The 14,305-nt window shown below is 50.4% G+C and carries 9 protein-coding genes; 2 read left to right on the forward strand and 7 right to left on the reverse strand.

The genetic code is table 11. The features are described from left to right. Window positions 1-156: 156 nt before the first annotated feature. On the forward strand, window positions 157-573 hold the full coding sequence (locus SHD_RS11955) for a DUF3224 domain-containing protein (RefSeq protein WP_023267351.1): 417 nt from the start codon (window positions 157-159) through the stop codon (window positions 571-573). Between the two features lie 133 nt (window positions 574-706). On the opposite strand, the gene SHD_RS11960 is transcribed toward SHD_RS11955, so the two are convergent. Beyond that, complete coding sequence (locus SHD_RS11960) at window positions 707-1,255, reverse strand: BON domain-containing protein (RefSeq protein WP_023267352.1); 549 nt, start codon at window positions 1,253-1,255, stop codon at window positions 707-709. Between the two features lie 271 nt (window positions 1,256-1,526). Beyond that, window positions 1,527-1,991, reverse strand: a complete 465-nt coding sequence (locus SHD_RS11965) for a glutamyl-tRNA reductase (protein ID WP_023267353.1) — start codon at window positions 1,989-1,991, stop codon at window positions 1,527-1,529. A 253-nt stretch (window positions 1,992-2,244) separates the two neighbouring features. Between SHD_RS11965 and SHD_RS11970 the strand changes: the two genes are divergently transcribed. Beyond that, a complete protein-coding gene (locus SHD_RS11970; RefSeq protein WP_023267354.1) occupies window positions 2,245-3,642 on the forward strand; it encodes a sigma-54 interaction domain-containing protein in 1,398 nt (465 codons plus the stop codon). Between the two features lie 106 nt (window positions 3,643-3,748). Here the strand turns inward: SHD_RS11970 and SHD_RS11975 are convergent, their stop codons facing one another. The 5 genes from SHD_RS11975 to SHD_RS11995 form a co-directional block, all read right to left on the reverse strand. Then, window positions 3,749-5,428, reverse strand: a complete 1,680-nt coding sequence (locus tag SHD_RS11975) for a YegS/Rv2252/BmrU family lipid kinase (RefSeq protein ID WP_039978266.1) — start codon at window positions 5,426-5,428, stop codon at window positions 3,749-3,751. Window positions 5,429-5,582: 154 nt separating this feature from the next. Further along, window positions 5,583-5,777 (reverse strand): hypothetical protein, encoded by a 195-nt coding sequence (locus tag SHD_RS11980; RefSeq protein ID WP_023267356.1) that lies wholly within the window; start codon window positions 5,775-5,777, stop codon window positions 5,583-5,585. 22 nt (window positions 5,778-5,799) lie between these two features. Beyond that, a complete protein-coding gene (locus tag SHD_RS21620; RefSeq protein ID WP_011626732.1) occupies window positions 5,800-5,976 on the reverse strand; it encodes a DUF1328 domain-containing protein in 177 nt (58 codons plus the stop codon). Window positions 5,977-6,630: 654 nt separating this feature from the next. Continuing rightward, on the reverse strand, window positions 6,631-8,283 hold the full coding sequence (pfaD, locus tag SHD_RS11990; RefSeq protein ID WP_023267357.1) for an eicosapentaenoate synthase subunit PfaD: 1,653 nt from the start codon (window positions 8,281-8,283) through the stop codon (window positions 6,631-6,633). 118 nt (window positions 8,284-8,401) lie between these two features. Beyond that, complete coding sequence (locus SHD_RS11995) at window positions 8,402-14,305, reverse strand: hotdog fold thioesterase (RefSeq protein WP_023267358.1); 5,904 nt, start codon at window positions 14,303-14,305, stop codon at window positions 8,402-8,404.

A 14,305-nucleotide genomic window follows, 5' to 3' on the forward strand; every position in this document is an offset into this window, starting at 1 on the left:
GGCAAGAGCAGGGTCAACTTGCTCTTGAATAAAGGCCCCCTTTTAGGGGGTTAAAACAAAGCCACCTTCTTCAGAAGGTGGATTCTTTACTTCACCTAGCGGCTGGGAAAGCTAAGGTTTTGGCATAAAACATAAAATTAGAACAAGGAGCGTGTCATGGAAATGACCAAAGTCACGGGCAAATTTGATGTTAAGCTCAATCCCGAGAATGCCTATGCCACAGGTGTGGGCGGCGTGAACTTGGGCAGAATGACCTTAGATAAAACCTTTTATGGTGAGCTAGAAGCTCGCAGCCAAGGCGAAATGCTCAGTGCTATGACAGCGGTAAAAGGCTCGGCGGGTTACGTGGCGATTGAGCAAGTCGTGGGAAAACTGTGCGGCAGACAGGGCAGTTTTGTGCTGCAACATTTTGGCATTATGACTGATGGTCAAAACCGATTACACCTTGAGGTTGTCCCCCATTCAGGTGCGGGTGAACTCACAGGGCTATATGGCACTATGGCGATAAGCATCGAAAATGGACAACATTTTTATGAATTTAGCTTCTGCATCGAACAGGAAGCCGAAGCCTAAGGCATGATTAACATGACATCGCGCCGATAAAACAAAACCAGCCGAAGCTGGTTTTGTGGTTTTTGCCCGAGTGACTAATATCAAGCGTTGAATTGGCAAGCGCTGAATTAGCAAGGGCTGCATGTCAGGACCATTATGAGGTTTTGACTTTGATTTTATCGACGACCTTTTTCACATCATCGGTATTTTTGGCAATGGTCAGGGCTAATTGACGCTCTGCATCGCTAGCCACTTCACCCTGCAAGGTCACTACGCCATCGGCAACGTCGACATTAATTTGGGTGCCCGATACGTCGGTCGAGAACAACAGACGGGTTTTCACGACTGTTGCAACCTTAGAGTCGGTTAGGGTCTTCACCACCTCACTGGTGCCTTCGTCTTCATTCATCACGGTTAATTTGTTATCGACCCCTTTTACCCCATCTAAGCTTTTGATGAGCTCAGCGGCGAGCGCCTTATCGACACTGCTCTCCACTTGACCGGTTAAGGTGACATGGCCGTTTTTCACGTCGGTCATAATGTCAAAGGAGTTGAGGTTAGTATTAAGCAACAAAGTCGTTTCGGCCTTGCCATCGAGCCAAGCATCTTTGGCATCGTCTTTCCAATCCTGTGCGGCGGCCACATTTAAACTGATAGAACCGACAAGTAAGGTGGTTAAAGCTAAAGTTGTCGTGTTTTTCATAATGATATCCTCCGTTGTTATCTCGAAGGAACTAAAGCGTGAATCGTGCCAATATTTTTATCTTACTGATTTTAAATGTTTTAAGTGTTGTTTGCACTTATTTTAGGTGTTTGGCTTAATCGTCAAATCGGCGCTTTTTACCGACAAAATGTAAATATTACCGAGGGTGATTAAGCGATTGGGCTTAAGTGGGATAGGCGTTAAGCTCAAATAGATCGCAGGCAACAAAAACGCGGCTCAGTTGGCCGCGTTATTGGCTGGCATGGCTGCCTTACAGGGCTTGGCTACGCAGGTGTAAGGTATCCAAATGGATTTGTAGCCAGGCAATATCTTCGGCCAATTGGCTGATTAACCTCGGGTGGTTGGCCTTTTTAATTAACTGTTTGAGATGGTTAAGGCGCTGACGCTCAAGCTCACAGAGCACGACGAGGGCATCGGCGAGTTGTTGTTTGATAAGTAAAGCATCGACATCGGCATAGGGCCGAGTCTGCGACGGCGGCACCGAGTTCGGGCCCATTTGTTGTAATGATTGGGCGAGCAATTGCTTAAATCGCGCCAGCATCCCTTGATACGTCTTGATTTGGGCGATAAAAATGCGTTTTAGGCTGTAGTCATCGACAGTGGTATTGGCCCGAGTATAAAAATCCACGCCGGTTTGCGTCAGCTCGATTAACTCATTAACCAGCTTAATATCGGCGCTCAGCTCGGTCTGATGTTGCGCAACATTAGACGTCATAACGACCTCCTGTGGTAGTTTGGGCTGCTCCGCCGACACGGATTGCCCAAGTTTTTATGGAAATATCAGCTTCATTCAGCTTCTATGCATATTTCGTTCACTTTTTAATGATAAGTTAATGAATTGATTTAACTGATGATATTTATCCATTGTCGCCAGTAGCTTGCTTATTATCGGCAACTCTTACCGTTGAGATTGTTAAAATTTCACGGCTGGCATACAGTGGTGCTTCATTCACAGGGAGTGGCACAAGATGATCCGACCAACGCTTTTCTATCATCTACAGGACTTCGAGACCGAGCAGGCATTAGTGCAGCTCGAAGGCGCGCAGACCTACAACAAGCTACGCAGTACCGATGATTTATCTTGGATTAGTCAGCTGGAGGCCAATCGTATCGATGTGGCGATCATTGAGCTGCCCCGTCTAAGCCGTGAAGATTACTTAGCCTTACTCGAGTCGAGCGCCATTGCGGATGTGGAGTTTATTTTCCTCTCCGACGGCCTGCCGAATCCTCACCTCGATAAACTCTTGTCCAAATACGCGGGCTACCATTTCCGTAAGCCCATCGATATGTCGTTACTGTGCGAAACCTTAGCGGATTTTGCCCAGCATCTGGTTGCCAATACCTCGACACGCATTCGCCCCTTTGCCAGCGAGTTAGATCAATATGGTCTGCTGGTGGGCTCCTCATTACCTATGCACCGCTTGTATCGCACTATCCGCCGCGTGTCGGCCGCCGAGAGCAATGTGTTGATTATCGGTGAGAGTGGCGCGGGTAAAGAACTGGTCGCCAATACCATTCACTTAGCCAGCCCGCGGGTGAATAAGCCCTATATTGCGATTAACTGCGGCGCTTTGAGCCCAGAATTGGTCGATAGTGAACTCTTCGGCCATGTAAAAGGCTCCTTTACCGGTGCGAATCGCGATCATCAAGGGGTATTTGAGCAGGCCGAAGGCGGCACCTTATTCCTCGATGAAGTCACCGAAATGCCGCTTGAGCATCAAGTTAAGCTATTAAGAGTGCTCGAAAATAATGAATATCGCCCTGTCGGCAGCCCTAAGGTGCTCAAGGCGAATGTGCGTATTGTGGCGGCGACAAACCGCGATCCTTTAGTGGCGATTGAGCAAGGACAACTGCGGGAGGATTTGTACTTTCGCTTAGCGCATTTCCCCATTCAAGTGCCGCCATTACGGGAGCGCGGGGAAGATATAGTGGGACTGGCGAAGCATTTTCTGGCCTATCGCAATGCGGCGGAAAAACAGAGCAAAGTGTTCTCGTCCTCAAGTTTAGAGGTGATTGCGGCCCACACTTGGCCGGGGAATGTGCGCGAGTTAAAGCATGCTATCGAGCGCGCTTATATACTGGCAGACCATGAGATTATCCCTGAGCATTTGCAGCTTACGCCCAGTTTGGATAAAGAGTCGGCTGCGGAGGAAAATGTAGTGATCCCCCAAGGTATGCGCCTTGAGGAGCTGGAGAAAATCGCCATTTACCAAGCGCTTGAAACAAGTCAGGGCAATAAGACTGACACCGCCGAGCAGCTTGGGATCAGCGTTAAAACCCTCTATAACAAGCTTAGTAAATATGAGCAGGAGTCAGACGTTCAAACCGCTGATGCAGATTCCGTTAGCAATAGCGTCGCCAAGTAGTAACCTACTTTAAATGCCTGAAAATAAGCTAATGCATTGATTCTGCTTTTGATTCAGCTTTGATTCAGAGTTTGGTTCAGAGTTAATTCTGAATGTGTTAGCTTATTTATGACTCTGACTGCGGTTCATCATTTTGCGCTTGATAGGGCACAAACACCTTTAAAGAGGCGGGCAGGATATCGATATTGAGTTCCTCCGGCTCACAAATCTCGCCATCAATCACATACTTGGATTGGGGCTGACTGCTGATCTTCACCCTTTTAGCATGGGCATGTTTTACTTTGCCCGTGGTCGCAGAGCCGCTATTGGCGGCCTCTGTAATCCAGCCAGTAAAAGCCAGTTCAGCCAGACTGATAAGCTGTTCATTCGGCTCATTATTTGAATCCAACCAAGTGATATCCAGCAAGCCGTCTGTCATATTGGGTTCGCCCTTACCTTGGGCGAGTAAGCTGGTAAAAGGCGCGGCATTGGCAACCACTAGGCTGTGGGTTTTCACTGTCATTGGGGCCTGGTCATCTAAAGTCAGCTGCAACTCGAGGCTGGTGTCGGTATTCACCGCGCGCCACAAACCATCGAGGTAGGCGAGTTGGCCGAGAGCATTTTTACGCTCGCGGCTCGCCGACTCAATCATTTGCTGTTCAAACCCAATGCCGACCAGCAGTAACACCAGTCGCTCATTGCAACGCGCTGTGTCTATGGTCTGTGTCTGGCCTTGGATAATATTATCAAGGGCTTGGGAGACGGCATTGAGCTTACTGCTTAAACCAAAGAGGGCGTGTGATAGGGCATTAGTGGTGCCAAGGGGGATAATGCCTAAGGTGATATCGGTGTCGATAATCTCCGCCGCGACCTCAGTAACTGTGCCATCGCCCCCGCAAGCGATGATGATATCGGCGCCCTGAAGCCGGGCTTTTTTCGCTTGGGTTTGGGCGCTAATCTCTGGCGTGGTGAGCGCTAACTGCACCTCAAAATAGCGTTTCAGTTCAGTGCAAATTTGTTCGCCATGGGTCTGCCATTTACCCGCGCCAGAGACGGGATTGGCGATAATCCAGGCTCGTTTATGCAGTTTGATTTCCCCTTGAGTGTACATCTGCTCCAGCGCTTTAAGTTGCCAGCGATTTAACCCTGCGGTTTTACGAATGCTTTTAATCTGTTGCAGCACCTCGGCAAAACTGAGTTCGGGGCGGCGGCATACAAGATAAGCGGCCAGCACCATTACGGAGCGCCCGCGGCCGAGCGCACAGTGGATTAATACCCGCTTTTGGGCACGTACTTGTCGATGTAACCAGTTAATCGCCTGATTTAATTGGGCGCTAGTCGGTACGCTGTGATCAAGAATAGGGATATTAAGATAGTCGATATGCTCTTCATACAGGGACACATCGAGGCCGTCGAATTCGGCGGTGACATCTAAAATAGCGTTAATGCCATAACGATTCAGTTTAGGTAAATCGGCAGCGCTTAAGCGGCTACCCAAGTACAGATATTTATCAATGGCTTGCATTGAAGGCATGCTATCGCGGCGGCGTGCCCAGAGATTATAGAGTCGGCATCCTAATAAAAATGGAATAAAACCCCAACGAATATACCAAGGGATGGAACCATCCTGACGTTTTCTAAAAATACTGGCGAGATTAAACCAATAGGCCGAGCCGACGAGGGCGAGGGATAGGCTGCTCCATGCCCAAATAAAGGTTAGAATGGGAGAGTGGCCCGTTACGGCGAAATAGCCAAATAACAGCGCTCCGAACAGGTAGAAATACTTAATGTGGATCCTACTCAGCATTGGCATCTCCTCCATTGATAAGCGGCGAGCCTCAGGGAAACCCACTTTATCGTGACCAATGTCTGTCGCGATAAAGTGGCTCGGTGGTACTCAATTTAACTGTGGTTCCCCTGATAGGCTCGTTTGCGGGACTATCTACTCGCCGTCATCCGTTCTAGCAGCGGGTATCTTTCGCTTTAACGCCTTCTTTCAGTTCTTCACAGGCATCTTCAATCGCATTGCCGGTATCAGTGATGGCTTCATCGATTTTTTCGCCTGCATCCTCGGCGTGGTTGTCGCTACAGGCTGACAGCCCAAAAGTTAATAATAAGGCTAAAAATGCGGTGGTAATTATGGTCATAGGTTTCATATCGATTCTCCTTTTATCCAATTTAAGCGCGTGGTGCCTTGCCCTTAAGGGCGTTGACCAGCAGGGAAATCACAAGTAATACAATAAATAGGAAGAAAATAATCTTTGCGATCCCCGCTGCGGCGCCAGCGATCCCCGTAAATCCAAACAGTCCGGCGATAATGGCCACAACCAGAAACATTAAGGTCCAACCTAACATAGCCACCTCCTTTGTCTTATTTCGGTTTTTCGGTCTTCTTCACTCTGTACGATTACGTCGAGCGAGCTAGTGGAGTTCGTTGTTGAGAGCGAGTGAAGTAAGTTGAATGTGCCAAGTTGCGTCTTACATCCCGTTATCACTCAATCCCGCAATAAACTCACAATGGGGATATTGCGAGCTTAATGCCAACTTTGAGGTTTTAATTTAATTTATTGAATATTAAGATTATTTTTAAATGCTGTACTGACGGGAGTATTGGTTGATATAAGCGTGATAGGCAATTTTTACCTGCGATTCGGTAAGAGTTGCCGTAGGGGAATCGAGGGGAAATCTCGTCCATCAAAGTTCGTTTCTGTAATCCATTTTAAAATCAGGCCGTATGTATTTGATAGTTTGCAGGCGAGCATTGACATGGCAGTGGCCATCGGAAAAAGGGATTTTCCGTTGAGCCCCCAAGGATGGGTTCACGGCGTGCCACTGAAGTGGCAATGCAGAGCGGAAACAGAACTCAAATCGGCTTTTGGCATTATGTATTCGATTGATTGATAGTAACAATGCCGAGTGGAAGTTGACCCGTAAATGAATCAAAAATTGAAGTCAAAAAAGCGGATTAAGTTTTCACTTAACCCGCTCAATAAGGTTTACCAAAGCGAATTAACAGCGTTGCAGTGGTTTCCAGCGTTGCTGGCTGACTGGAATGCTTACCCCTTGGGATAACAACAGGTTAATCCGTGCTTGGTAGGCTGCGCCCTGCATTAAATGTTTGGCCAAATCAACCGCATTGCGCTCGCGGTAATCATCCAAATAACTGCCTTTAGCCCAGGCATTAAAGGCGCCGAGGGCCGGGCCTGCCCAAATCTGATAATCCATTTCGCGGCCGACTTCGCCCGTGTTTGACCAGCGACTCGAAAGACCTAAATACCAGCGGAAAATCAGTGCCATTTTGCGTTTTGGATTATCCAGTGCGCGCTCAATTTGCTTAGGATCGCGCTCATTAAAGTGCGCCACAGTGCCTGCCCAAATTTCATCTAATGAGGCGCGAAACACTTGCTCTTCCAGCTTCTGTCGTTCCTCTGCCGGGATCGCCTCAATCGAGTCGTAGCGGGTGTAAATCTCATAGAGTTTATTGGCGCGCATTGGGAATAGGGTGCCGCGCTTAACCACTTGTAACTTAACGCCCATTTCAAACATATCGGCGGCGGGCGCCATAGTCACATCGGCCATTTCGGTGGTGGCGAGTAATTTACGGGTATGTTCGCTGGCCCCAGCCTCAACACAGGCTTGGTTGATTGAGCCAGTGACAATATAGGCCGCGCCCATATTGAAGGTCGCCAGCGCCGCATCAGGCGTGCCGATCCCCCCACCAGCGCCCACACGGATAGGCGTTTTGTATTGGTACTTGGCTTGAATGGTATCTTTGAGCGCCAAAATGGTCGGCAATAACGTGACCAGAGGGCGATTGTCGGTGTGGCCGCCTGAGTCGGCTTCGGCGGTAATGTCATCGGCCATGGGCACAGATTGCGCCATTAGCATTTGATCTTCGCTGATAAGCCCCTCGTTCACTAATTGTTGCAGCATCTTAACGGGGGCAGGCTCCATAAACTTGGTGGCCACCTCGGTACGACTGATTTTAGCAATCACTTTATTGCCAATCACAATCTCGCCGTTGGCGTCGCGACTCAGGCCCGCGGCGCGGTAATAGACGATTTGCGGTGTTAAGCCCAAGAAGGCCGAGGCTTCAACCGTACGCACTTGATGCTTGAGGAAGAGTTCGACACTGCCACGCTCCAGCGCAGGCTCACTCGGGCTATGGATCAAGTTAAAGGCGTAGGGGCCATTGGGCAATGCCGCTTGAATGCGTTTAATCGCGGCTTCTACGCGCGATGGAATTAACCCCGCCGCGCCAAAGGAGCACAAGATGCCCGCCTGACCAAGAGCGATAACTAACTCTTCCGAGGCGATACCGTTAGCCATGGCGCCTGCGTAGTAGGCGTATTTCACCCCATGCACGCGGCGAAAATTACTGTCACCCAAGCTTTGGGTGCCAAGGGCGGGGGCGAAGGCGCTGACAGGATGCAAACCATTGCTTTTGTGTAAGCCATTGCTGGCGGCAGTATCCGCAAGACCCACCACCTCGGCGCTTTGGGCAATGCCTAGGCCTTTTTCGGCATGATTGACTAAGTAACAGGCTTGATTGAGATCTTTAAGTTTTTTGCCAAGGGAATCGATATCGAAACTGATGGCGGCTTCATCAACCTGCCATGGCCAAGGACTGAGCTTATTATTATCGAGTGTGGTATTCGTCATTTGGACTGTTCACTTTTGGGTTTTTGGTTGCCGCAGTGGAGTTTATTCCCTTGCACTGCGGCAGTTGTGTGCTGTTTTTAAGCTAACTGTGGCTAATGCTGCAAGTTAGGCGCTAGCGCTATGCCTCTTCGATACAGATAGCAATATCGGTCACCTCATAAATGCGTAGACCATCCTTACTCAGGTTGGCATCGCCCTTGATGATGCGTTTACCGTCTTTATCTTCAATGCTGGTGATATGCACATCCAGCGACATCTGTTTGTTTAATGGATTAATTTGACCGCGATACTTCCATTTAATTTCTGACAGGATCTGGCCAAATTTCGGATTATTAAAGTCTGCGCCTAGGTCTTGGTCTATGGCATAGGTTTGCAGTAATTCGATGATCGCCTCGACGCCGAGGGAGCCTGGCATCACTGGATCCTGATGGAAATGGAACTGGAAGAACCAATCGCTCGGGTCAATAGTGCGCTCGGCGTACAAGTATCCCAGACCCTTCTTACCGCCAGCTTTGACAATCTCGGCCTTATCGATAAAGTTCAACTGACCACCCGCGAGGCGGTAGTGTGGCTTGCCATGCGGCGCTACAAAACTGCGGCCGTTTTTATCTAACAGATTGATTTGGCTGTCGGCTTTTATACCGCGCTCAAGGTGCCAAGCTTGGGTGATTTTACCATTGTCGATACCCAACTGGTTTTTAAGCGCATCGGCCTTAAAGTAACCGAAAACCGCATTACCACGGTAGAAGGGTTCGCCATCGCAGCTCAGTTCGAAACTAAAGTTTTGAATGATATTGCTGCCAGCAATCACAGTGGACAGCAGGCGCGAATCGTTGACTATGGTTTTACCGCGTAAATCCACTTCGCGCAGTAACTTGCCACTGCCATCGAGGTTGCGGAAGAATAACTCCTGCCCCGGGAAACCTAAGGTCGTGCCCATATAACCCGAGATAAAGCCATTGGGTTGCAGGGAGATTTCCATCAGCACAGAGTAGGGCATCACGCTCGGGTGACTGTTTTTAGCGTAATACCAAGCGTTGCTGGGCACTTCATACTCGGCAATACAGGAGGATGGCTTTTTCAGCTCACCACGCTTGCCCTCAATGGCCACCACTCGGGTGGTGAGTTGCAGATCGCCGCAAGGCGTGCGCGGCGGGATTAAGCCACGGTAAATACTAAAATCGGGGCCGAAGCAGTTTTCAATATCGCCAGTGGCAAACTCAAACAAATGATAAGGCGTAAACGGCAGGGTGTCGGGCACTCGGTTGGCGTACTTAGATCCTGCTGGCGCAATCGGCGCACTCACATGTTTAAGCGGTACAACGCCTTTATTCAGGGGAGCTGCAACGTCCGGGATTTGCGCCATCAGCGGCGCTTGTTCCGCTTGGTTGTCGATATTTGCTGCTTGCGAATCATTGCCTTGTGAATAATGGCCCTGTGAAGAACTGCTGTGCGAATAGCGGGTGCAATCCGCTTCTTCTTTAATCATTACCCCGAGGTTTTGGAAATCCACCACCACTTTGCCATTGAGCAGAATATCGATATTCGCCTTGGCATAGGGGCGAGGGCTCATGCCAATTTCGGTGACTTCCATACGATAGGTGAGCGTGCCAAATTGTGGCAATACCTGACCGCGGCAGCGCACTTTTTGCGATGCGTTTTCAAGGGGTTGGAAACGACCGTTTGTGACGCCACCTGCTTGTGTATTAGCGTGCATACCAATATGCAGCATAAAGAATTGCAGTAACTGGCCACAACCTTCGGCCATCAGGGAGCCGGCCATCACTTGGTCGCCCTTGAAATGGCAGGGGAAATACCAATGGTCGGGGGCTAGTTGCTTGTGACCTTCAACCAGCCCTAAGCCCCAAGCGCCACCATGCACGTCGAGCTTGCTGACTTGCTCGATCATCAGGAATTTTTCCGAGGCGAAGCAGAGTGAAGGCTGGAGGCCAAACTTTGCCTGATAGGCCGCATGTTCACCGCCGAAACAGCCGCCAATGTCGGCGCTCAGCAGACGATGGATTTGGCCGTAGCTAAAGGCCGTTTGCGCGCAGTTAAGAAGCGGCGTGAAGCGTGGCTTATTGCCGTTTTGGGCATACTCATTAGCCAGTGCAATTTGTGCTTGCTCTCTTGCCTTAATTTCGGACTCGGTGCGGATCACCCCTTTGCCATCGGCCAGTTCTTTATCGGTAAAGAATCCCGCGCAGCCGCCGTCCATTTTTAGGATCAGCTTATCGCCCACGAAGCATTCGTAGGAGAAGAAAAATAGCAGGGTATCGCCATTGCGGGCAAAGTGGTTGATGGAGATATCGTAGCGCAGGGTGTCGCCACCGCGGGGCAGATCCCCAAGGAAGGTGAGGGTGCAGTCGAGCAAGCGATAGACGCGCTCGCCTTTGTTTTCAAAATCGATACCTAAATAGCTGATCAGCATTAAGTCGCACTGGCCCGATTCGACCGCCACCGCCCAAGGAATTTGGCCATCGACCAAGAAGGGCGCATCCACGGGAATATCGTATTCTGTGGTCATAGTGCTCGGCTGATAGCGGTTCATTTGCGCGTTGAGCTTAGTCACCCGCGAGACCAGCAGATAATCCGAGGTTGGCAGGCGCACCCGGCGTGCGTAGCTATCGATAATGGCGTAATCGGCACCAAAGACCTTGGCAATGTCACCCTCGGCATATTCCACCAGATCCTGATAGTTCCAAATGCAGGGCTTATCCGCAGGAACGGGTGGTGTGTAGGGAGCGACATTCGCGTGATTAGGTTTTAACTCTGGTTTTAATTCTGGGCCTGATACAGCTTGCTGCGCCGTGGGAGCGACATTTGTGCTGGGGGCAACATGGGGTGTAACAGCCCCTATTTGTGTCGTCTGGGACAATTGCGCTTTTAACAGCGCATCGGCCAGTTTGAGCCCTTGCTCACGGCTCTGTAAAAAGGCTAAGTGCGCCTCGCGGGCCAATTGCTGGTTTTGCAACAGTTGCTGGTTTTGTAACAGTGCCGCGCTATCCTGCGACGCCCAATCCTGCGCCAAGGGTGCCGCCGAATATTGGTGTGGTGCGTTAGATGACATACCGCTCTCTACTGCTAATGGTGTGGCAAATGGGGTGACGTTTTCTGCCCTGATATCAAGTGCTGCTAGTTCTGTGGGCTTAGTTTGTCTCGACTGTTGGCCTAAAGGCTGCAACTGGCGCATTTTGCCTTGGATGGCGACAAGTGCTGGCAGTGGCGTATCCACAATATGTTGATAGATATCGCGGCCACCGAGCGTCACTGGTTTGATTAAATGCTTTTGCTCACTCAAGGTTAAATCTTGCTCAAGGCGCTGTTCTAGTTGCGCCGCCTGCGCTGTAGTTTGGCTTAACAGCAGCAGCGAGTTCACGCCTTGGCTTTGGGTGGAGACTAATGCCTGTTTAGCGGCGTTTTTATCTGAACCCGCAGACCCGTTCTTTAGGCTCATCAGGGCACTCAAAAGACTGGCCATACCCGCAGCGGCAAAGTTATGCCCAAGGGTATTGGCGACTCGATTGCATGGCGTCCCCATCAGATTAAGCTGCGTTAATAGCCGCTCCACTGGCAGTTGCTCTTCTGGGGCAATACATTGCTCAACCATATGGATGGCTGAGGGGACGGAAGGATTGGCGATAGCCGTTTCGGTTATCAGCGAATCTAACAGCTTGGGCAGCTGATGATTTGTGCCAAATGCTTGACCTAGAATGTTCCCGTAACCCGTTTGAACACTCTTGCTCGCTTGCTGGCTGGTCAGCACGATAGCGCCCGCGCCTTCACCCACCTTCCACTGTGGATTCGCGCTATTGGCATCGAGATCAACGGCGATTTGAGCGTTTTTCAATATGACCTGTTCGACACTGCCGCTTAAATCCACGGCGGCAATCACTACGCCATCGAGGACCTCTTGGGACAGCAGGTTTTGCGCCACATCGATACAGCGGGCGACCGATTGCTCGGCGGCTGAAATGGTAAACGCCGGGCCGTTAAAGTCCCACAGCGAGGCGATACGCGACGCCATAATATTGCCAATAAAGCTAGTGTATTGATTGAGCTTGGCGGCATCGAGCACGCTGTCCATAGCGATGGCTTCAAGGGCGAGGTATTCATCATTGGAGAGGTGAACGCCTTGTTTCTTTAAGCTATCCGCCAGTTGAGTGTGCAAATTCACGCGGCCACGGAATTGGTGCAGTTCAAGCTCGGTTTCCATCGCCACTAACACCGCGACCTTGCTGCCAGCGGTTAACTTGGCATCGCGAATCGCCTCATCGGCGACTTTGATCAGCAAAAGCTGCTGGGAGATAAGTCTGTCATCCTCATTGGGCGGCACTTTAAAGCGCAAAAAGTCGAAGTCAAACTGCTCGATATAGGCGCCTTTGGGCGCGCGATTTAGGCCAAATTGCTGCAAGATATCGGGATGTTTATCTAAGCCTTTCCAGCGGTTAGGCGGCAGTGGGATAAAGGCATCTGTTTGGGCTAATAGCGCCTTATTCAACGCATTTATAGAGGCTAAAGGCCCAAAATGCGACGCCATGCCGATAACGGTTAATGCTTGCTGCTGATAAACAGGTTTGTTGGCTTGCTTCTTGGCTCTGTGCGCTGTCGGCTGATAGGATTCCAACAACAGATGGGCATTGCAGCCGCCAAAACCAAATACAGACACCCCCGCATGGCGACGATCGTTGCCCGTTTTATCGGGCCAAGCCTGACGCTGTGTGGGAATATTATTACCGCTAAACAGCCCCTTAGGTGATGAAATCGGCGCCGTTAAATTGATACTTGGCGGTAGATGACCTGAACGCATGGCAAAAATCATCTTCATGATCCCTGGCATGCCAGCAGCAGTGAGTAAATGCCCAAGGTTGGATTTAGCCGAACCTATCAGCGGCGCTTGAGTGCCGCCGAGTTTATCTTCGAAAAAACGCTCCATCGAAGTGAGCTCAACCTTATCGCCTAGCGGCGTACCGGTCGCATGGCATTCAATCACTTCGATATTGCTCGGGTGGGTGTTGGCGGCGGCATAGGCGCGCTCGAAGGCTTGCACTTGGCCCTTACTGTTGGGGCTTAAGACAAATTGGCCCTTGCCATCGTTCGATAAGCCAATACCACTGACCACAGCATAGATATTATCGCCATCGCGCTCGGCATCCTCTAAACGCTTAAGCACTAATACGCCTGCGCCTTCGCCTGCGAATAAGCCTTTGCTATTGCTATCGAAAGGCGCCGAAATCCCATGGTCTGGATAGGCGTGGAAAATCGAGAATCCCATATTGATAAAGAAGGGATCGGCGCCCGATACCGCGCCCGCGAGCATCATGTCGGCCTTGCCCGTAGTTAAATAATCGCAGGCCAATTTGAGGGCATAGACAGAGCTGGCGCAGGCGGCATCGAGGCTGAGCTGTGCACCGCCAAGGCCGAGGGCATCGCTTAACAATTTAGACGCTGTGTGGGCGATGGCGCCATTGGCTGCCAGTTGTGTGTCCGCAATTGACGCATTGGCGAAGGGTTCTAGAGAAAATTCGGGTTGGTTAAGCTTGGTTTTTAATGCCTTTTCAACCGCTTGATGGTAAATCGGTAAAAACAGTTCATTGGAGCTTGCGGTCGGGAACGACAGCGTGCCCATCACTATCCCTGTGCGCTCAAGCAATGGCGCCGTTAAATCCACACCCGCATCCAGCAGGGCTTTTTTACTGCAATCTAATGCCCATAAAAAGCTTTCATCGAGCCCGTCAAAGGCCGTCGGCGGCAACTGATAACCCTGTGGGTCAAAACGAAAATTGCGGATATAGCCGCCCTTGTCGCAATAAAAACGGTCGGCTTGGCCTTGAACGCCTTGGTAATCCGCTGGATTGGCATTGAGTTTGGCCGCGTCTATTTGGCTGCGGGAGTCTTTTTTATCCAGCAGATTTTGCCAAAACTGCTCCGGTGTGTCGGCATCGGGATATTGAACGGCAAGGCCGACGATAGCAATCTTTGGCACTGCGGTGCTGTGTTGCTGAGTAGGGTGAGCATGCAT

Source organism: Shewanella decolorationis S12 (assembly GCF_000485795.1).
Classification (GTDB): Bacteria; Pseudomonadota; Gammaproteobacteria; order Enterobacterales; family Shewanellaceae; genus Shewanella; species Shewanella decolorationis.

Coding starts and splice junctions, on each gene's coding strand:
- SHD_RS11955 (WP_023267351.1), top strand. CDS start 157: ATGGAAATGACCAAAGTCACGGGCAAATTTGATGTTAAGCTCAATCCC.
- SHD_RS11960 (WP_023267352.1), bottom strand. CDS start 1,255: ATGAAAAACACGACAACTTTAGCTTTAACCACCTTACTTGTCGGTTCT.
- SHD_RS11965 (WP_023267353.1), bottom strand. CDS start 1,991: ATGACGTCTAATGTTGCGCAACATCAGACCGAGCTGAGCGCCGATATT.
- SHD_RS11970 (WP_023267354.1), top strand. CDS start 2,245: ATGATCCGACCAACGCTTTTCTATCATCTACAGGACTTCGAGACCGAG.
- SHD_RS11975 (WP_039978266.1), bottom strand. CDS start 5,428: ATGCTGAGTAGGATCCACATTAAGTATTTCTACCTGTTCGGAGCGCTG.
- SHD_RS11980 (WP_023267356.1), bottom strand. CDS start 5,777: ATGAAACCTATGACCATAATTACCACCGCATTTTTAGCCTTATTATTA.
- SHD_RS21620 (WP_011626732.1), bottom strand. CDS start 5,976: ATGTTAGGTTGGACCTTAATGTTTCTGGTTGTGGCCATTATCGCCGGA.
- pfaD (WP_023267357.1), bottom strand. CDS start 8,283: ATGACGAATACCACACTCGATAATAATAAGCTCAGTCCTTGGCCATGG.
- SHD_RS11995 (WP_023267358.1), bottom strand. CDS start 14,305: ATGCATGCTCACCCTACTCAGCAACACAGCACCGCAGTGCCAAAGATT.